The organism is Lyngbya sp. CCY1209, from assembly GCF_035615495.1.
Lineage (GTDB): Bacteria > Cyanobacteriota > Cyanobacteriia > Cyanobacteriales > Microcoleaceae > Limnospira.
In genome coordinates this window covers 1-18,535 of record NZ_JAJENU010000186.1, presented here as the reverse complement: position 1 = coordinate 18,535, position 18,535 = coordinate 1, and the positions used below count along the sequence as shown (strand labels likewise).

The 18,535-nt window shown below is 55.1% G+C and carries 19 protein-coding genes; 10 read left to right on the top strand and 9 right to left on the bottom strand.

Annotated elements, in window-relative coordinates; genetic code table 11:
- Positions 1–131: 131 nt before the first annotated feature.
- Together LKE08_RS03030 and LKE08_RS03025 are read right to left on the bottom strand one after the other, a co-directional pair.
- On the bottom strand, positions 132–839 hold the full coding sequence (locus LKE08_RS03030; protein WP_324702716.1) for a hypothetical protein: 708 nt from the start codon (positions 837–839) through the stop codon (positions 132–134).
- A 35-nt stretch (positions 840–874) separates the two neighbouring features.
- Entirely contained in the window at positions 875–1,135 is a 261-nt protein-coding gene (locus tag LKE08_RS03025) for a hypothetical protein (RefSeq protein WP_324702715.1), read from the bottom strand.
- A 225-nt stretch (positions 1,136–1,360) separates the two neighbouring features.
- On the opposite strand from LKE08_RS03025, the gene LKE08_RS03020 reads away from it, so the two are divergent.
- From LKE08_RS03020 to LKE08_RS03010, 3 genes are all read left to right on the top strand, one after another.
- The gene (locus LKE08_RS03020) at positions 1,361–1,708 is read left to right on the top strand and encodes a helix-turn-helix transcriptional regulator (protein ID WP_324702714.1); all 348 of its coding nucleotides are present in this window, start codon (positions 1,361–1,363) and stop codon (positions 1,706–1,708) included.
- Positions 1,705–2,391 (top strand): ImmA/IrrE family metallo-endopeptidase, encoded by a 687-nt coding sequence (locus LKE08_RS03015; protein ID WP_324702713.1) that lies wholly within the window; start codon positions 1,705–1,707, stop codon positions 2,389–2,391. Before LKE08_RS03020 ends, LKE08_RS03015 begins: the two co-directional genes overlap by 4 nt.
- Before the next feature lie 161 nt (positions 2,392–2,552).
- A complete protein-coding gene (locus tag LKE08_RS03010) occupies positions 2,553–3,152 on the top strand; it encodes a DUF924 family protein (RefSeq protein ID WP_324702712.1) in 600 nt (199 codons plus the stop codon).
- A 39-nt stretch (positions 3,153–3,191) separates the two neighbouring features.
- Here the strand turns inward: LKE08_RS03010 and LKE08_RS03005 are convergent, their stop codons facing one another.
- The 3 genes from LKE08_RS03005 to LKE08_RS02995 all read right to left on the bottom strand — a co-directional run bounded on the left by LKE08_RS03005 (position 3,192) and on the right by LKE08_RS02995 (position 5,659).
- Entirely contained in the window at positions 3,192–4,709 is a 1,518-nt protein-coding gene (locus LKE08_RS03005; protein ID WP_324702711.1) for a hypothetical protein, read from the bottom strand.
- Between the two features lie 126 nt (positions 4,710–4,835).
- Positions 4,836–5,120: a hypothetical protein gene (locus tag LKE08_RS03000; protein WP_324702710.1), complete on the bottom strand. Its 285-nt coding sequence runs from the start codon at positions 5,118–5,120 to the stop codon at positions 4,836–4,838.
- 140 nt (positions 5,121–5,260) lie between these two features.
- Positions 5,261–5,659, bottom strand: coding sequence for an MAPEG family protein (locus tag LKE08_RS02995; protein ID WP_324702709.1), 399 nt, complete (start codon positions 5,657–5,659; stop codon positions 5,261–5,263).
- A gap of 462 nt (positions 5,660–6,121) precedes the next feature.
- Here LKE08_RS02995 and LKE08_RS02990 point away from each other — a divergent pair, with 462 nt between their 5' ends.
- The gene (locus tag LKE08_RS02990; protein WP_324702708.1) at positions 6,122–6,859 is read left to right on the top strand and encodes a diguanylate cyclase domain-containing protein; all 738 of its coding nucleotides are present in this window, start codon (positions 6,122–6,124) and stop codon (positions 6,857–6,859) included.
- Here LKE08_RS02990 and LKE08_RS02985 read toward each other — a convergent pair.
- Positions 6,814–8,295, bottom strand: a complete 1,482-nt coding sequence (locus LKE08_RS02985; RefSeq protein ID WP_324702707.1) for a PLP-dependent aminotransferase family protein — start codon at positions 8,293–8,295, stop codon at positions 6,814–6,816. The genes LKE08_RS02990 and LKE08_RS02985 overlap by 46 nt on opposite strands.
- 288 nt (positions 8,296–8,583) lie before the next feature.
- On the opposite strand from LKE08_RS02985, the gene LKE08_RS02980 reads away from it, so the two are divergent.
- From LKE08_RS02980 to thrB, 5 genes are all read left to right on the top strand, one after another.
- A complete protein-coding gene (locus LKE08_RS02980) occupies positions 8,584–8,871 on the top strand; it encodes a hypothetical protein (protein ID WP_324702706.1) in 288 nt (95 codons plus the stop codon).
- A gap of 254 nt (positions 8,872–9,125) precedes the next feature.
- Positions 9,126–9,281 (top strand): hypothetical protein, encoded by a 156-nt coding sequence (locus LKE08_RS02975; protein WP_324702705.1) that lies wholly within the window; start codon positions 9,126–9,128, stop codon positions 9,279–9,281.
- Between the two features lie 153 nt (positions 9,282–9,434).
- Positions 9,435–13,154 (top strand): hydantoinase B/oxoprolinase family protein, encoded by a 3,720-nt coding sequence (locus LKE08_RS02970; protein WP_324702704.1) that lies wholly within the window; start codon positions 9,435–9,437, stop codon positions 13,152–13,154.
- Positions 13,155–13,501: 347 nt separating this feature from the next.
- Positions 13,502–13,759 (top strand): hypothetical protein, encoded by a 258-nt coding sequence (locus LKE08_RS02965; RefSeq protein WP_324702703.1) that lies wholly within the window; start codon positions 13,502–13,504, stop codon positions 13,757–13,759.
- A gap of 105 nt (positions 13,760–13,864) precedes the next feature.
- Positions 13,865–14,782 carry a homoserine kinase gene (gene thrB / locus LKE08_RS02960; protein WP_324702702.1) on the top strand — a complete coding sequence of 306 codons (918 nt, stop codon included), beginning with the start codon at positions 13,865–13,867 and terminating at the stop codon, positions 14,780–14,782.
- A gap of 223 nt (positions 14,783–15,005) precedes the next feature.
- Here thrB and LKE08_RS02955 read toward each other — a convergent pair whose 3' ends face one another.
- The 3 genes from LKE08_RS02955 to LKE08_RS02945 all read right to left on the bottom strand — a co-directional run bounded on the left by LKE08_RS02955 (position 15,006) and on the right by LKE08_RS02945 (position 17,348).
- Positions 15,006–15,299, bottom strand: coding sequence for a hypothetical protein (locus LKE08_RS02955; protein ID WP_324702701.1), 294 nt, complete (start codon positions 15,297–15,299; stop codon positions 15,006–15,008).
- 84 nt (positions 15,300–15,383) lie between these two features.
- Positions 15,384–16,886, bottom strand: coding sequence for an LCP family protein (locus tag LKE08_RS02950; protein WP_324702700.1), 1,503 nt, complete (start codon positions 16,884–16,886; stop codon positions 15,384–15,386).
- Between the two features lie 87 nt (positions 16,887–16,973).
- Positions 16,974–17,348 (bottom strand): hypothetical protein, encoded by a 375-nt coding sequence (locus tag LKE08_RS02945; RefSeq protein ID WP_324702699.1) that lies wholly within the window; start codon positions 17,346–17,348, stop codon positions 16,974–16,976.
- A 232-nt stretch (positions 17,349–17,580) separates the two neighbouring features.
- On the opposite strand from LKE08_RS02945, the gene rpe reads away from it, so the two are divergent.
- Positions 17,581–18,282 (top strand): ribulose-phosphate 3-epimerase, encoded by a 702-nt coding sequence (gene rpe, locus LKE08_RS02940; RefSeq protein WP_324702698.1) that lies wholly within the window; start codon positions 17,581–17,583, stop codon positions 18,280–18,282.
- The last annotated feature ends 253 nt before the right edge of the window (positions 18,283–18,535 follow it).

Genomic DNA, 18,535 nt, shown 5'->3' with positions numbered 1-18,535 from the left:
GGACTTTGACTCCTCTTGCTCCCCCCTTATAAAGGGGGGCTGGGGGGGATCGAATGGCTCCCCCCTTATAAAGGGGGGTTGGGGGGGATCGAATGGCTCCCCCCTTATAAAGGGGGGCTGGGGGGGATCGATTAAGACGCTTCCACCGGAACATTTTCATTAGCCGACGGCGGCAAGATCATGTCATCTCCTCCATTCAACAACAAGTCATTCTCGCCGTTTTCCTTAGAATGAGCCGCCATCAAACAAGCGACTTCGTGGGGTGACAGATTATCCAAACAGATCATTTGTCGGGTGCCCTCCAAATCGATCATTCGGGACAAATTGGATGAATCCGCCAAAATCGCCGCCGCCTGTTCCAACATCGTCCAATCCGTCCGTTCCACCCAAGACCATTTCAAGCTATAATAATTGATCGGTTTGAGAACCCCGGTTTCGTCCGGTTTCTGACCCGAGTGGCGGACAAATTCGGGGACGAAAATCCCCGTCGCCGGTTCGACTCCCCGGGCTTGAACCGAGGCGACCAAGCGGTTAAAATCGCTCAGGGTTCGACTTTTGATGTACGTCACCATCACCACTCCCTGGGGCAGTTCCCCGGACTCGGCGACGAACCAAATTTGCCCCCACAAGGTGTTTTGGGTTTGCCCCAAATTGCCGAAAAATTTGCTAAACTTGATGATAGTCATGGAGCATTTGGAGCCGTATTCCTCATCTCCGATCGCCCACTTCCCGGACTGGCAATTATTGCGGACGGCGATGGGCATTTCGGGAACGAGAATTTCTTCCTTTTGCTTCGCTCCAAAAACGGTAAACGTAGGTTTTTCTGCTGCTTTAGTCATGGTCTGTTTTGGTTCCTTTCCAAGAGTTTAAAAAATTAGCGAATGGCAGGGACTCGCCTTTCGGGTTCCGGATAGGTCGATAGCGCTTTCTGTCGGGTTTTCAAACCCTTTAAAGTCGCGATCAAACTCTCCAGCATCTCCGTGTGAGCCGCCGTAAAATGAATGCTGAAACCTTCCCCATCCCGCGCACAACCGGGACACACCAGCGAAACCGAACCTTGTTCTTCGTGGGCGGCAATATACAGCCAGTCGCTATCGTCGAGCTTGTAATGGGTATCGGTCCAAGTTCTGAGCATGGGGGTCTGTCCTCCTGTACCTTCCAAGATCGCGCCCGGGAGAGGGACACTACACATTTAGCGTGCGAAGTGCGCCGATCGCGGGTCGAACCGCCATCTGTGGAGTCCGCTAAGTTGAACTTTTATTCAACTAACCCCATTCTAGCGGCTGTTGATTCTATCGTCAAGGTTTGGGTTGAAATTTTCTTCAAACCGGCCTATGATGGGCAACAGGAGGACAATGCCGTGGATGAAACACAAACATTTGGGAAACTGATCCGTCAGGCCCGCAAAGATCGGGGCTACTCGCAGCGACAACTGGCCGCGCTGCTGGAGGTGGACTTCACCTACCTCTCCAAGCTGGAGAACGATCGCGCCGACTATCCCCCCAAAGAGGACGTCATCCGGGGTTTGGCGCGAAATTTGGGCATCGACGAAGAAGAGTTGATCTTCCTCGCCGGCCGCATCCCCCAGCATTACGAACAATTCCTCAAGCAGAACAACCGGGAGTTGACGGCCCTGTTCCGGCGACTCCAGGAAAACCCCAACTTTGCCAAACAGGTGTTCGACGCAGCCAAGGGAGGAGATCAGTGAGCATCCTGAAGCCTTACCGCTTCTACCCCCGCGAATCCATCGAACGGCGGGCGAATCAGATTCTCCAGCGGATGCAGGCCACCCCCAACTTTGCCCCGCAGTGGCCCTTCGAGGCGAGTCTGGTGGCCGATTTTTTAGATCTGGGGGTGGTGTGGGATCACATCCCCCCGGACTCGGAGGGTGCGATCGCCGCCCGGATTTTGCCCGATCAGCGGCTGATCGAGATCAACGAGGAGATCCTGGAAAAGCCGCAGGGGTTCATCGAATCCACCACCGCCCACGAAATCGGCCACTGGATTCTCCACATCAACCACGACGAGGTTGACGGGATTTCTCGCCAGTTGGAACTGGACCTGGGAACCGACGATGCGGCGCCCGCGGCGGAGGAGCCCTTCGTCTGTCGGGCCACCGCCGGCTTTTCCAAAATTGCCTCCATCGAATGGCAGGCCCAATACTTCGCCAGTTGCCTGCTGATGCCGCGCTATATTTTGGAAGAGAAACGGACCGGCCGGGATCTAACCAAGTGGTCGCACCTGTACAAAATCCGGGACGAGTTGGGGGTGAGCATTTCCAATTTGACGAACCGCCTCCAGGAATTCGGCTGGATCAAAATCCCCAAAGGCCAGCGGCAAATTTACCCGGGCCACGCGGCGATCGACGGCCAACAGCGGCTGTTCGGATAGGAGAAAATCTACCTCCGACCGATATCGCCAAGAAACCGGGTTTCTACCCCAGTTTTTCCTTCCTGATGCGATCGCCTTTTAGAAACCCGGTTTCTACCTCAACTTGGGTTGGCGTTGTGTCACGCCACTACTCATCTACTGAGAGAATATAAAATTATGATATGATTCGCGATCGCAACCTTATCATGTCCGAATTTGAACGAATTTTAAATTTTTGGTTTGGCGAACCAACTGATCAGAATTATAGCAAACCCCGAAAGGTTTGGTTTCAGAAAAAGCCGAAATTTGATGCCGAAATGAGGAGCCAATTTTTGCCGGATTACGATCGCGCCGCCCGGGGCGAGTTGAACCATTGGCGGGAACAGCCGGACAGTTGTCTGGCGTTAATTTTACTTTTGGATCAGTTTCCGAGGAATTTGTTTCGGGGGACGCCGAAGGCCTTCGCGACGGACGATCGCGCCCTGGAAACAGCGAAGTATGCGATCGCCCGGGGATTTGATCGCTCCATGATTCCCGTCCAACGGTGGTTCTTTTATTTGCCCTTAGAACACAGCGAAAACCTCAAAGATCAGTATCGGGCTCTGGGGTTATTTCGCCAACTGAGTGGGAACCCGGAGAGTGCTTCGAGCATCGATTATGCGCGGCGCCATTTTGAAGTGATTAAACGGTTCGGACGCTTCCCCCACCGCAACGAAATATTGGGGCGATCGCACACCCCCGAGGAGCGAGAATTTTTGAAACAACCCGGATCTTCCTTTTGATCAGACCGTTCCAATTCCCTATTCCCTATTCCCTATTCCCTATTCCCTATTCCCTATTCCCGACTCAGAAGGGAGCGGTTCGGATCGCGATCGCTGAATTTCGGGCATTTTGAACAATACCCCGGCTACGAACCAATAATAAACCGCCACCGGGTCGGTGTCGAGGGGATACCAGTAGGGGTTGTAACCGATCAGGACGATAAAAACCCAGAAGACGACACCGTAACTCCACAGGTGGCGATCGTCGATTTGATGGTAAGAATTGAACCCCTCCACCGCCAGGGTGGTGACGACCATCAAAAAAGCCAGGACACCGATAGGTCCGACCTCGTAAAGCAATTTAGAATAATAAGTTTCGATCAGCCGCGTCTCCCCCAGAGCCCGGGCCGCATTGGTCGCCCGTCCGAGTCCATTTCCCAACAGACCCCGGTGGCTTTTGATGCTCCACTTGGCCTGTTCCTTGACAAATTCGATGGGGGGAGAAGCCTGCCAGCGGCCGATCAAACTCTCAACCCGGTCTTCGGCGAAGTTGGGAAAGACGGCGAGGCTCGCACCCAAAAAGACCCCCATCGCCACCACGACAATCGCCACCCGCTTCCACCGAGAAATGTGGCTCGTCGCCACCACCAGCAACCCGATCGCCAAAAGCACCCCCAAGAAAGCGGTGCGCTGGCCGCAAAGCACCGCGTTGAGGACAATTAAAGCCAGGGAAAAGATCCCCGACATCCGCCACCAGATGCGGGGGTCCCCCAGGGCCGTGGCGAAACTGAAAAAGCTGCTCGCGATCAGGAACCAGGCCCACTGCCAGGGGGCGACGAACGTGCCGGGGAGGCGGATAAAATTTTCCGGGGGGAAGTAGCCCAGGGCCCCCCCGACCAGGCATTTTCGCTGCAAGTTAGCTTTGAGCAGGAGGTGGTCTTCCAAACCGGTGTTGTCGGGGCAAACCCCGCTGACGACCAGCCAGAATTGGACGATCCCCAAAATGCAGCAAACGATCGCCAGGATGACTTGTAGGCGGGTGAAAAAGTAAAAATCTTTAGTATTGCGGATCAGGTAGTAGCCGCAGGTGATCAGGGGGATATATCCGAGCAGGATTTTCAAGCCGAAAATTCCCATCAACAGGGGCTCTCCGCCGGGGGTGGAGCTCAACTGTTGCGCCCCGTTGACGAAAATCAGCGTCAGGAAGGCGATCGCAACGAGTAAGGCGAGGGGAAATTTGAGGGTTTTCGGGATGATGAGGGGCCGGTTTTGGTGAATCAGCCCCAGGAACAAACCGAGCAGGGCCGGGATGTAAAATAAAAAATCCTTCGCCAGGTGGAAAATGGGGCGGTCGTCCCCGATCCAGTAGATGATCGTCCCGGCGAAGGGCAGGTAAATGAGCAAACCCCACAGTCCTTGGCGGGGATAGCGGAAGGAGAGAGCGGTGCAGAAAAGGGCGAGGACGGTTTTGAAAATGGCGATCGCTCCCGAGCCATTTCCAAACATGACCATCGCCACGACCGCAGCCAAACCGGCGACCCCACCCAGGTAACGGACCGGGGCTGAGTCAGGAGGCAATGGCGATTCTTCCCCCTCTCGATCCGATATGGCGTCCCCATTTTCGGATTCGGGGAGTCGGGCATCGGATTCGAGGAGGTGCCGGAATGGTGGAGGATGATTTCGGGGGTCTGACATTGATGCACGCTACCGTTGTAATTGGGACCCTGACTCGAGTTTTGTAACCCAGATTTTCCGGAGGTGTTGCTGCTGTTGAAATTCAAGCTGGTTGTAGGCGGCGAGGATTTCTTCGTGGGTAAAGTCAATGATGAGGGCCGACAGTTGGTTGCCGGTGTGGCTCCCGATGAGAGCCCACTGTAACGATTCGAGAGCGGCCGGCGTCGGCGAACCGAGGACCTGGGCAGGAGGCTCCGGAGGCGATGCGACGGCTCCGGTTTCAACCCCCCAAAATTGTAAGTCTCGTCGAGTCATCGTTGGCGGGTTCGGAGAGGATTTGCAAATACGATAGCAATCTGAAAAGTCCAATCGTGGGGGCGATCGCTTCGGGAGCGCCTGGGGGGGATCGGGGGTGCGATCGCCCCGGTGACGGCCGGGAATCGCCGCGGAGCGGTTTAAATCAAAGGTTGAACCAAGGGTATGAGAATTCCGATTAATCCGCCCCCGAGGAGGGCAAATAGGGTCAAGGTGCCGATGCCGAACCCCACCATCCGCTTTTCGGCGGCTTGATAGTAGCCCCAGGCGTACAGAACCCGACCGACGATCCACACCGCACCCAAACTCGCACCCCAAACCGGACTGACGAATTCCGAAAACAGCCACAGGGCCGGAAGGAAGATGACGAGTTGCTCCAAGGTATTTTGCTGCACCCGCAAAACTCGTTCAAAATTCGGGTCGCCCGTCATCTGAGGGGGCACCACCTTGTATTTTATTCTAGCCCTACCGACGTTGATCGTCACGATCAAGTACAGCAAAAGCGCGGATGCGGTGACTAAGCTCGGCCAGGGTGACATGGGACGCTCCCTCATCAAAATTTAAACATCTAACATATGTTATAACAGCCCATCCCTCGCCCGCATCGATACATCGACCGCTGCCGTGAGTCCGGGGTTTCGGGGTTCCCCGGCCGGCCGATTTCTTCCGGAGTTGCGATCGCGATCGCTTTGGATGCCACGGAACTGTCACCGGCATTCAATTCGGACAATCACTCGCCACATTCTCAATTATCACGGATATCGGGGAATGGCGTCACGGAAATGCCACCGGAAATCCGGAATACTAAAAGTTGCCAAAAGGTCGGTCAAATCACCCGTTTTCGGAGGAATTTTTGACTTGCTGGCGGGTTCATTTGACCTCATTCCAGATATTTTATGGATAAAAAAGCTCAGATTATGGATTTTTTTAATGGCTTAATTGCCGCAGCTTTTCCCCCTAACAATTCCTGGGATTGCCCGCCAAAATTGGAAGATAAAAAAATGGCAAAAATTGGAGACAAAAAAAATCAAAAAGATGAGTCAATTTTATCCTGCGATAAAAAATCTGAAAATACAGAAAAAAATGGAGCAATTTTTGACCTAAAAAAAGAGCTACAGGATTGCGCCTCAATTTTCTCCATAAAAATCAAAAAATTGTACCGCAAAATTCGCCAGCAAAACCGGAGGATCTATTATCTAGAACAAGAAAATAAAAGACTTCGGCAACTGGCATTTTTGGACGACCTGACCCAACTGGCAAATCGCCGGAAATTTTACCTTTATCTCAAACAACATTGGCGGGGCAGTCTGAACCGACCCACCTCGCTAATTTTGGGAGACGTAGACTTTTTTAAAGCTTACAACGATAACTACGGTCATCTGGCCGGAGACCTTTGCCTGCAACAGATCGCAGAGGCAATTCAAGATGCTTTGAAGGGCCAGAATGAAGCTCAGGAATACCTGGCGGCGCGATACGGGGGGGAGGAATTTGCCATCGTCTTGCCGGATACAGAGTTGAAAGATGCGATCGCGATCGCGGAAAAAATTCGACTCAATATCGTCGCCAAAAAAATCCCCCACGTCGGCTCCGAAATCCGCCCCTGGATCACCCTCAGCGCCGGGGTATCCACCCAGAAACTGGGGCAAGAATTTTCTCCGGAAACCCTGATTTTAGCCGCCGATCGCGCCCTGTATCAGGCCAAAAATAACGGGCGCGATCGCGTCTGTTCCGATACCTGATTTTCGATCAACCCCCCCAAGGTTTTCATCGCCGCCTCCACCTGGGGCGACCACACCAAACCGCAGTTCAAACGGAAACAATTGCGGTAATTTCCCGAAGCCGAAAACATCGACCCCGGGGCGATACTGATCCGGTGCCGGTAGGCTTCATCGTAGAGGGCGATCGCGTCCAAATCCAGGGGCAATTCCACCCACAAAACGTGACCCCCCGTCGGTCGCGTCACCTTCGTTTCTTCCGGAAAATATTCGCAGATCGCCTGGGTCATCCGCAGCACCTGTTCGGCGTAGGATCGGCGCAAATTTCGCAGGTGGCGGTCGTAACCCCCGTTGGCCAGAAAAGCCGCGATCGTCAGTTGATTCGCCGTCGCCGTAACAATATTGGTCGATAGCTTCAGTTGTTCGACTTGATTTTGGTAGCGGCCCGGAACCGCCCACCCCACCCGCAAACCGGGCGAGAGAGTCTTGCTACAGGACGCACAATATAACACCAGTCCCCGCCTGTCGAAGGCCTTGATCGCCTTGGGGCGACTCTCCCCGAACCCGAGTTCCCCGTAAACGTCATCCTCCACCAACGGGATATCGTAGCGTTCCAGAAGCTCCACCAATTCTTTTTTCCTGGCATCATCCATGCAACTTCCCAGGGGATTGCTGAAATTCGACACCACCGCACAAGCCGCCACCTGGCCCCGGCTGAAGGCCTTTTCCAGATCCGGCAGCGAAATCCCGTCCCGGGGGTGGGTGGGGAGTTCGAGCACCTTCAGGTGCAGGGATTCCAGGATTTCCAGCAGGCCGTAATAAGAGGGAGATTCGATCGCCACCGTATCCCCCGGTTTGGTAATCGCCCGCAGGGACAGATACATCGCCTCCGTAGTCCCGTTCACCACCAGAATTTGGTCGGGGGTCACAGAACAACCCGCGTCCATCAGCCGCCTCGCCACTTCGTGCCGCAACGGTTCGCATCCCGGCAGGGCATTGTAAGAGTGGCACAGTTCCGGATTTTGGCGGAGCACCTGCCCCATCAGCCGGTTGAGGGCGTTGATGGGGAACAGTTCCGGGTCCGGGACGGCGGCGCCGAGTTTGATCATGCCCGGTTCCCGCAGGGCCGTGTTGATCCGCACCGCGAAGGACGTATCGACCCGGCAGGCTAACCCCGGCGGGGTGGAGGGGGTGGGTTCCTGGGGGGAAAAGGGCAGGGTTTGGCGGACGTAGTAGCCGGATTGGGGGCGGGCGGCGATCAGTCCCCGATCTTCGAGGAGGCGGTAGGCCTCCAACACCGTGGAGATGCTGACGTTCATCTGGTCGTGCATTTTGCGGACCGACGGAATGCGATCGCCCGGTTGCAGGGTCCTCTCCTCAATCAGGGATTGGATGCGGTTAGCCACCTGTTCGTACAGGTTGACGCCGGGGGACTTTTCGACGGGTCTGACCTTCATCATTTGACCTCGAAATGGGGGGGACGGATACAGTTGCGGCCCTCAAAACCATAACAGTTTTTCTCGCCCCAACTGTTATGGCTACAATTTATCACAACTGCCTCTGTTCTGTTCGGATGAACTGCGACACAATTGAACCGTAGCTTTCAGTTGGTTCACAGGCACCGATGCGGTGTGCTACCCGTCGATCGCACGTCTCCAAAGGCGGGTAAAGGATTCAAAATTTTGAATTGCTAAAACAATCAAACCATTGAAAATCGACTGTCGTTCAAACGCGGAGGGTAAGTCACGATGAAATTGACCGATCGCCCCATCTCAAATCCCATATCCCTGGATGTCAAATCCGCCTTCGATCAGCGGTGGAGTCTGACCGGAAAGGATATCTACAATTTTGCGACTCAGATAACCCGGGGACTGTTTAAATCCCTGGCTGGGGGAAACCAACTCGAAATTTGGCAAAGTCGCGATCGCCAAGGAAATTTACTCTGGAACGTGCGCGATCGCCTTTCCGGACGATCCGCCCAACTGGACTCGGAACAGGAAGTTCGGATTTGGTTGGAGGAACGCTACCATCACTGACGGGTGTAAATTCCCCCGAATTTTCGCTAGAATTGAAACGGATGGGACGGTTTCGATACTCCCTTTCCCGTCCGATTTCAAAAAATATCCAATATAGAAGTCCGCATCTAGGTTAAGAAACATCCGCTCTCTGTGTTTCTCTGTGCCTCTGTGGTTAAAAATTTCCAACCTATTCTCGTAGTGACATCTTATAACAGTCTGATAAATCTCTCAAAAATAATCATTCTTTCCAACAAAAAATAGGAGAAGATCCCATGTTTGCTACTCGACAAAATAAAAATAATAGCCAATTCAAAGAACGTCTAATGTCGGCGATCGCCGAAGCCGCCCGATTCAGTATCTACTACGGCAAATATATCGCCAGCCCCCCGGAAGAACGGCGCAAAATTACCGTCAAACACGGAATTTGACATCCGAAAAAAACGGGGGCGATCGGGGGAATAGGGAATGGGGAATAGGGAATTTTTGACTTTCCCCACCGAGCACACCCCACCGAGCACACCCCCCAGTACAGTACAATCGAGAACGACGATCGCAACTTGGCGAGAGGAGGTTAACGCCAGATGAGTAGCATTTCAACAACTCGGAAACCGGCCGGAAAATATCAATTTTGGGTCGATCGCGGGGGCACCTTCACCGATATCGTCGCCCGCAAACCCGACGGCAGCCTGGTGACACACAAACTCCTCTCCGAAAACCCCCGCCGCTACCCCGATGCTGTCATTGCCGGAATTCGGGAAATCCTCGGCATCGGCCCCGACGACCCCATCCCTGGAAACTGCATCGCCGAAGTCAAAATGGGCACCACCGTCGCCACCAACGCCCTGCTGGAACGAAAAGGCGATCGCACCGTTTTTGTCACCACCCGAGGATTTCGAGATATCCTCAGAATTGGCTACCAGAACCGGCCCGACATCTTCGCCCAGGAAATCGTCCTGCCGGAAATGCTCTACGAAACGGTTATCGAAGCCGACGAGCGCTATAATGCCAGGGGGAAAGAACTGCAACCTCTAGCGATCGCCCCCCTCCAAACCGCCCTGCAACAGGCCTATGATGATGGAATTCGCAGTTGTGCGATCGTCCTCATCCACGGCTACCGCTACCCCCGCCACGAACAGCAAATCGCCGAGCTCGCCGCCCAAATCGGCTTCACCCAAATCTCCACCTCCCACCAAATCAGCCCCCTGATGAAACTCGTCAGCCGGGGCGATACCACCGTCGTCGATGCCTACCTCTCCCCCATTTTGCGCCGCTACATCGATCGCGTCGCCTCCCAGTTATATGGGGAGTCGGGAGTCGGTATTAGGGAGTCGGGGGGAGACACACCCCAACTCATGTTCATGCAATCCAACGGCGGACTCAGCGACGCCCACAACTTTCAAGGGAAAGACAGTATCCTCTCCGGACCGGCGGGAGGCATCGTCGGCGCCGTCCAAACCAGTAAGCGGGCGGGTTTCGATAAAATTATTAGCTTCGACATGGGGGGCACCTCCACCGACGTCGCCCACTACAACGGCGAATACGAACGCCAACTCGAAACCGAAATCGCCGGAGTCCGGATGCGGACCCCCATCCTCTCCATCCACACCGTCGCCGCCGGCGGCGGTTCAATTTTAGTGTTTGATGGTTCCCGCTACCGCGTCGGACCCGAATCCGCCGGTGCCAACCCCGGTCCAGCCTGCTACCGCGTCGGCGGACCCCTAGCCGTAACAGACGCCAACGTAATGTTAGGCAAAATCCGCCCCGAATTTTTCCCCACCGTCTTCGGACCCGACGGAAATTTACCCCTCGACGCCGATATCGTCCGCGAGAAATTCACCCAACTCGCCGCACAAATCCGCCAAGCCACCGGAGACACCCGCCAACCCGAAGACGTAGCCGCCGGATTTATCGCGATCGCCGTCGAAAATATGGCCAACGCCATCAAAAAAATCTCCCTCCAGCGGGGCTACGACGTCTCCGACTACACCCTCTGCTGCTTCGGTGGCGCCGGAGGCCAACACGCCTGCGCGATCGCCGACACATTAGGCATCCAGCGGGTCTTCCTGCACCCCTACGCCGGCGTTCTCTCCGCCTACGGGATGGGGCTCGCCGACATCTGCAACATCCGGGAACGAGCCGTAGAAGCCCCACTGACGGAGGATTTACTTTCCCCCCCCACCCCCAATCATCTGCGAAAATCTGCGAAATCTGTGGATCTCCCATCCATCTTGCAACAATTAGAAACCGAAGCCCGATCCGAACTCGAACCCCCCGAAGATCCCGCCGACATCGTCTTCTGCCGCGTCAACTTAAAATACGAAGGCACCGACTCCACCCTCACCGTCCCCTTTTCCCCCCAAATAGAAGCGATGAAGTCGGCATTTGAAACCGAGCACCGATCGCGGTACGGTTTTGTCAAAACAGAGAAAGCCTTAATCGTCGAATCGGTTTCCGTCGAAGTCGTCCGCCGCATGGAAAATCCCGAAACACCGACGATCTCCCGAACCCGTTCCGAACCCCCCGCAACCATTTCTACCGTCGAGATGTACGCCGCCGGAGAGTGGCGGGAAACCCCCGTCTATCGGCGGGAAGATTTGCAACCGGGCGATCGCATCTCCGGACCGGCTATGATTGTCGAAAATACCGGAACCAATATCATCGAACCAGGTTGGGATGCCCAATTAACCGAACGCAACGATCTGATATTATCGAAAATTTCATCTATTTCTTTACAACACCAAAACCAAATCCCCACGGACAAACCCGATCCGGTGCGGTTGGAAATCTTTAAAAACCTCTATCAATTCATCGCCGAAGAAATGGGAATCACCCTACAAAATACAGCCTCTTCGGTGAATATCAAAGAACGCCTCGACTTTTCCTGTGCCATTTTCGACCAATTCGGACAACTCGTGGCGAACGCCCCCCACATTCCCGTCCATTTGGGTTCGATGGGAGAAAGCGTCCGCAGCCTGATTCGGGCGAAGGGCGAAATTCTCAAACCGGGGGATGTGTATATGTTAAACAATCCCTACGACGGCGGCACCCACCTGCCCGATATTACTGTCATTACCCCCGTTTTCGATACCGCCGAAACCCAGATTTTATTTTATGTCGCCTCTCGCGGACACCACGCCGACATCGGCGGTATTACCCCCGGTTCCATGCCGCCGGACAGCAAAACCGTTGCGGACGAGGGCATTTTGATCGATAATTTCCAATTAGTCGATCGCGGCGAATTTCGGGAAACTGCAGTATTGGAATTGCTGACATCTGGAACCTATCCTGCCCGGAATCCCCAAACCAATATCGCCGATTTGCAGGCACAAATTGCGGCGAACGAGCGCGGCGCGGGAGAATTGCGGCGGATGGTGTCCCAGTACGGGTTAGAAACGGTACAAATTTACATGGGTTTCGTCCAGGATAACGCAGAAGCTTCGGTGCGGCGTGCGATCGATGTGTTGCGGGACGGAACGTTTACCTATCCGATGGATAACGGGGCACAAATTCGGGTGAAAATTACTATCGATCGCGACACCCGCAGTGCTAAAATCGATTTTACCGGAACCTCCCCCCAATTGGACAGTAATTTTAACGCCCCCCAGGCCGTCTGTCAGGCGGCGGTTTTGTACGTTTTCCGCACCTTGGTTAAGGATAATATTCCCCTCAACGCCGGATGTCTGAAACCCCTGGAAATTATCATCCCCGAAGGGTGTATGTTGAACCCGAAACCCCCGGCGGCGGTGGTAGCGGGAAATGTGGAAACCTCCCAGGCGATTGTGGATGCACTGTACGGCGCCCTGGGGGTAATGGCCGCATCTCAGGGGACGATGAATAATTTTACCTTCGGGAGCGATCGCCATCAATACTACGAAACCATCTGCGGGGGTTCCGGCGCCGGTGCGGATTTCGACGGGACGGATGCGGTCCACACCCACATGACCAATTCTCGACTCACCGATCCGGAGGTGCTAGAATGGCGCTATCCGGTCATCGTGGAAGAATTCGGGATTCGTCCCCACAGCGGCGGACGCGGGCGGCACCGGGGCGGAAACGGCATCATTCGCCGGATTCGCTTTTTGGAACCGATGACGGCGGCGGTCCTGTCGGGACATCGGATTATTCCCCCCTTCGGACTCGACGGCGGCGAACCGGGGGCGGTGGGATGCAACACTGTTACCCGCCGAGATGGTATAGTGGAAGAATTGGGAAGTACCGCGATCGCCCAGATGCGGCCCGGAGATCGATTGGCGATCGAAACCCCCGGCGGCGGGGGCTACGGCACGCCGAAATCGCCCTAATTCCTATTGCAGGGTCTTTTCAAAATTAACAGTTGAAATTCAACGCGAGTCGGGCCGGAACTTCGATTCTCTCTTCGAGAGGATGCGGAGTCCGGCAAAACCGTGTCAATGCCGAATTTTAGCCCGTCCCCATTGCATTTGCGATCGCATTGGGATATCCTGACCCCAAACCTCGGATTGAGTCCGAGGTGATAATGCTTTATGGTTGACCGAACGAATCCCGCCCTGTGATCGGGGATGAATTCTCTCTTTTGATTAAAAATAAAAAATAGTTGAAAAATGGTTTCCAGGGAAATTTTTCACAGTTTAAAAATGACCGCGATCGTAGCATTCAAAGGATATGACTGATGGATAATGACACAGAAAAGGAAAAAGAAGAATTTTTATATCCTCGCAGCCGCTATCGGGGCGAATTCACCCCCGAAAATATGGTCTTCAATTCTAACTTACAGGAATTCGCCCACAAAGTCAATTATATTTGCGGGCTGGAAACCAACGGCAAAATTAGCTCTGAGGATGCCTACGGACGCATCAAAAAACTGTGGAAACAGTTGAAGTCATCCAAACATAATCTCAGTATCGGCGAGGATCGCGATCCGGAATAGAAGGAAAGGTAAAGTCTGGAATCGGAAAAATTGCCGAGAAACCGGGTGGGGCGATCGCAAAATCTGATAAACTGATTCCCCACTCCCTACTCCCTACTCCCCAAAATGTCCCACACCGTCACCGTTACCGTCCCCGGAACCACCGCAAATTTAGGCCCCGGCTTCGACTGCATCGGCGCCGCCCTCAGCCTGTACAATATCCTGCGATTTTCTGCCCCGGAAGATACGGAAACCCCAGTTCAAATTACCGTACACGGGACGGAAAGCGATCGCGTCGTGACAGACGATCGCAATTTGGTATATCAAGCATTTGCCAAATTCTACACACACCTGGACAAAACCCCCCCACCCGTCCAGATTGACATCGAACTGGGCGTCCCCCTCGCCCGGGGGTTGGGCAGTTCCGCCACCGCCATCGTCGGCGGGTTGGTGGGGGCGAACGCCTTCGCCGGAAACCCCCTCTCCGAAGCCGAGATCGTCCGATTAGCGATCGCGATGGAGGGGCACCCAGACAACGTAGTTCCCGCCCTCCTGGGGGGCTCTCAGCTATCGGCGACAAATGGCGATAATTGGGAGATCTGCGAAATTCCCTGGCACGAGGCGATCGTCCCCGTCGTCGCCATCCCCGACTTTGAACTCTCCACCGCCGAAGCCCGCCGGGTTCTACCCGAAAAGTATACCCGCGCCGACGCCATTTTCAACACCGCCCACCTGGGGTTGTTATTGCGGGGTTTGGAAACCGGACGGGGGGACTGGCTGCGAGTCGCCATGCAGGACAAAATCCACCAACCCTACCGCAAATCCCTGATCCTGGGCTTCGACGCGGTGCGGAAAGCAGCCCTGGATGCGGGCGCCTACGAATTGGCGATTAGCGGGGCTGGACCGACCCTTCTCGCCCTCACAAATCCCACCAACGCCCCCCGGGTAGCCGAAGCGATGGAGGCGGCTTGGCGGGCCTGTGAAGTGGGTGTGGAGGTGCGATCGCTCCAACTCGACACCGAAGGCGCTGTTTGTGGGGTGTAGGGAATGGGGAATAGGGAATAGGGAGTGGGGAATAAGAAGACAGAGACTTCCTCTGCCCAAAAAAAATCCCCCCCCAACCAACCAGCGGGGAAGGACGCAGCATGAATCCAGGGTGTTTGCTCTCATGATATTGATAGGGAGCGGGCGTGCCGGATTATGCACGCCGTTGAAGATCTCGATCGCCCCCGCCGCGGCGCGATCCGGAAATTGGGGGAAATTTCGGTCACAGGAGTACCAAATCTATCAACGTGTAGAATCCCAGGGCCAACAACAGGATGGCCACCAATTGGGTGAGTTGGAAGTGGGAAGAGGGAAAAATGGCCTCCCGGATCAACATAGACGTCGAAGATCCGATAACGTAGCTCAGACACAGCACCAAATAGGGCCACTGTCCCGTCACGCTCCAAACCATCAACAGGAGCATCGAGAGCATCAACATCACCACTTCAATAAATTGAGGCGGATTGTACCGGGTCGAGTCAACCAGATTTTGCCAGCAGGTTTGCCAAAGTCTCATGGGATCGGGTCGGGAATGTCCAATTAAACTTCAGAATAATCTCTCTTTCCCGATCCGCGCAACGTGACGGAGGGGGAGATCGCCTCAACGGTCCTCGATCTTCGGCCGTCGGGCGTCGAAATCGCGATCGCCCCGCGTCTCCGTCGGGGACTCCCGGTCCATTTCCAACTCATCAAACTCGGTTTCGGTTTCCAGTTGTTCCTCGTATTGTTCGATCCAATCCTGGCCCACCTGGATGGTGACATCGGATTGCAAATATCCCGTACTCTCGACGACCACCTCTCCGAATCCCAAGACTTCGCGGATGGCGTCGGCGCTCTCGATATCCCCATCTTGGGCGACAATTCGGGTCACCTCCAGCGGCTGATTCCAAGGTTTGGTCAGCTTCAGATTCCAAAATCCCTCCGCGTTGAGGGTTGACATCAAACCGTCCACCGCCTCCGCCGCGTCCGTGCTGTCTTGGATGGCGATGCGGAGATCCCGGGGGTCGATATTGTCAAAACTCCAGCGGTTGCGCCCGAAGTCAAAATGTTCCGTCACCATCGCATCCAGGCGGCTGTAGTCGGGCAGCCAATAGCTGGCGTCGTACTCGTCCGGGTTGCTGAACTGGCCCGGGACCATCAGCATTTCCACGTCCCCCGCCTCCATCCCGGCCGCGAAGTTGACCAGGGCCACCAACTCTTCCAAACTCAAATTCGTGTCGATGTGAGATTGGATGATCGAAACCAGTTTCGGCAGGCGGGAGAGAGTCCCCACGTCCAAAGCCTGGTCCATGAAGGCCCGCATCAGCATCTGCTGCCGCTGCACCCGGCCGATATCCCCGAGATTGTCGTAGCGGAACCGCAGAAATTGAAGCACCTGGTCGCCGTCGAGGTGCTGTTCCCCCTCTTTGAGGTTGATGTAGAGGTGCTGGCTGTCGTCCTGGTATTTCATGTCTTTGGGGACGTAAACCGTCACGCCGCCCAGGGCATCGATGAGCTTTTCGACCCCGAGGACGTTGACGCGGACGTAGCGATCGATACCCACGCCCCCCATCAGTTCGCTCACCGTCTTGGCACTCAGGGCCGGCCCGCCCCTGTAGTTGGCATCGTTGATCTTAGCCATGCCCTCGCCTTCCACGAAGGTGCGGGTGTCTCTGGGGATGGACAGGACTTTCAATTTATTGGTGTCGGGGTCAAAACGCAGCAGCAGCATGGTGTCAGAAAGACCCTTGAAGGAATCCACCACCGCGTGGTAGCCGAGGTCTTCCTCCGGTTCTTCTTCCAAGTCGGAGGTGAGCACTTTGATGCCCAAAACCAAGATGTTGACGGGCCGGGTCAACTCGGGCAGTCTCATGTTCACCCTGGCCATTTCGTTTTTGGAAAAGACCGCAGCCTCTTCCGGTGTCAACTTTTGCTGCATCAGGGGGGTCGAAGAAAGGGAAACCGCCAGCAACGCCCCCGCCGTTGCCGAAATCATCGCCACTCCGGTCAAGCCGATCCCCAGCCCCAGCCACCGTCCCGGACTCGATTGAGCCAGTTTTTTCAGGACGGGTTTGGAGTTTTGAGGTTTGACCGGCTTTTGGTTGTTGACGTTATGGGCTGACACAGACTTCCTCACACACAAACAGAGAAATTTAAGCGAATCGCTCTGAAAAATCATAAACGATCAACATCGAGTCTTGAATCCTCGCACCTAAGATAGGTGACGGCCGAGGACTCCTTCGGCGATGCGACTCACTCCGGGCAACCACAGGGGTTGATTTTTCCAGAGGCGGACCATCAATCCGAAGTTGACGATAAAATAGCTGGTCGTCAAAACGCTACTCGTTATCAACACCGGAAGGGTCGAAGTTTCCGTAATGTTCGCGCCACTTTGCAGGAGCAAATTTCCGAACAACCAACCCAACGCCAACGTCACCGCGAGGCGACAGGTCGCCCGATCGCGATCGCTGCCGTCCTGGCGGTAGAGCGCCCACAGAGCTGGAAAAAAACCCAGCACCGGGATTAAATACACAAACTGTCTGAGCGATCGCCGATCCGGATCGCCGTGAAGATCGTTGGACTTCATATCTTATTATTCGCGGTCGGACCTTTCCGATTGCACGGAAACAACCGCCGCGCCTCCGATAGTGGGCTGGCCGGACGACCCGCGATCGCCCCGTCCGATGGGGCGGGCGATCGGATTTTCCGGGTTTCGTCCTCCGATAACCGCTCCCGAACTCGCCGTCCGTCGTCCGTTGGCCTGGGCAAATTCTGATACACTGGATACACAGATCAGATGTTGGAGAACACACTCAACTATGACCACTACCCAAAAATCAGTTGTCATTGCCCCTTCTATATTATCAGCAGATTTCAGCCGCCTCGGAGAAGAAATTCGCGCCGTAGATGAAGCCGGCGCCGATTGGATTCACGTCGATGTGATGGACGGCCGCTTCGTTCCCAATATCACCATCGGTCCGCTGATCGTGGATGCCATCCGCCCGGTCACTCAAAAGCCCCTCGACGTCCACTTGATGATCGTGGAACCGGAAAAATATGTCGAAGATTTCGCCAAGGCCGGCGCCGACATCATCTCCGTCCACGCCGAACACAACGCTTCTCCCCACCTGCACCGGACGCTGACGCTGATCAAGGAATGCGGCAAACAGGCGGGTGTGGTATTGAACCCTGGGACTCCTCTGGACTTGATCGAATACGTCCTCGATGTCTGCGATCTGGTGCTGATCATGAGCGTGAACCCCGGATTTGGCGGGCAGAAGTTCATCCCCAACGTGGTGCCGAAAATTCGCCAGTTGCGCCAGATGTGCGACGATCGCGCTCTGGACCCCTGGATTGAAGTGGATGGCGGCCTGAAGGTTGACAACACCTGGCAAGTTCTCGAAGCCGGCGCTAACGCGATCGTAGCCGGTTCTGCCGTGTTCAAAGCCGACAGCTACGCCGACGCGATCGCCGGAATTCGCAACAGCAAGCGCCCCTCCCCCGAGTTGGCGACGGTTTAAAGATTATCCATTTTTCCGGAAAAGCTGTGGGGGCAGTGCCTCCGTGCCTGCCCTCCTCCACCCGAGTGTCTATGAACCCAAATCTCCGAAGCCACCCGATCAGGTTGCCCCCACGGTTGACCCACATTTCAGGTTGACCTCAATTGCGAAAAGCTGTAGTAGGGGCAGTGCCTCTGTGCCGGCCTGCAAATTTGATCGCTGCCGGCCTGCAAATTTGATCGCTGCCGGCCTGCAAATTTGATCGCTGCCGGCC

What these genes read in the sequence shown, in the direction of transcription:
- LKE08_RS03030 (WP_324702716.1), bottom strand. Translation starts at nt 839, where the DNA reads ATGACTAAAGCAGCAGAAAAACCTACGTTTACCGTTTTTGGAGCGAAG.
- LKE08_RS03025 (WP_324702715.1), bottom strand. Translation starts at nt 1,135, where the DNA reads ATGCTCAGAACTTGGACCGATACCCATTACAAGCTCGACGATAGCGAC.
- LKE08_RS03010 (WP_324702712.1), top strand. Translation starts at nt 2,553, where the DNA reads ATGATTCGCGATCGCAACCTTATCATGTCCGAATTTGAACGAATTTTA.
- LKE08_RS03000 (WP_324702710.1), bottom strand. Translation starts at nt 5,120, where the DNA reads ATGACTCGACGAGACTTACAATTTTGGGGGGTTGAAACCGGAGCCGTC.
- LKE08_RS02995 (WP_324702709.1), bottom strand. Translation starts at nt 5,659, where the DNA reads ATGTCACCCTGGCCGAGCTTAGTCACCGCATCCGCGCTTTTGCTGTAC.
- LKE08_RS02990 (WP_324702708.1), top strand. Translation starts at nt 6,122, where the DNA reads ATGGCAAAAATTGGAGACAAAAAAAATCAAAAAGATGAGTCAATTTTA.
- LKE08_RS02985 (WP_324702707.1), bottom strand. Translation starts at nt 8,295, where the DNA reads ATGATGAAGGTCAGACCCGTCGAAAAGTCCCCCGGCGTCAACCTGTAC.
- LKE08_RS02980 (WP_324702706.1), top strand. Translation starts at nt 8,584, where the DNA reads ATGAAATTGACCGATCGCCCCATCTCAAATCCCATATCCCTGGATGTC.
- LKE08_RS02975 (WP_324702705.1), top strand. Translation starts at nt 9,126, where the DNA reads ATGTTTGCTACTCGACAAAATAAAAATAATAGCCAATTCAAAGAACGT.
- LKE08_RS02970 (WP_324702704.1), top strand. Translation starts at nt 9,435, where the DNA reads ATGAGTAGCATTTCAACAACTCGGAAACCGGCCGGAAAATATCAATTT.
- LKE08_RS02965 (WP_324702703.1), top strand. Translation starts at nt 13,502, where the DNA reads ATGGATAATGACACAGAAAAGGAAAAAGAAGAATTTTTATATCCTCGC.
- thrB (WP_324702702.1), top strand. Translation starts at nt 13,865, where the DNA reads ATGTCCCACACCGTCACCGTTACCGTCCCCGGAACCACCGCAAATTTA.
- LKE08_RS02955 (WP_324702701.1), bottom strand. Translation starts at nt 15,299, where the DNA reads ATGAGACTTTGGCAAACCTGCTGGCAAAATCTGGTTGACTCGACCCGG.
- LKE08_RS02945 (WP_324702699.1), bottom strand. Translation starts at nt 17,348, where the DNA reads ATGAAGTCCAACGATCTTCACGGCGATCCGGATCGGCGATCGCTCAGA.
- rpe (WP_324702698.1), top strand. Translation starts at nt 17,581, where the DNA reads ATGACCACTACCCAAAAATCAGTTGTCATTGCCCCTTCTATATTATCA.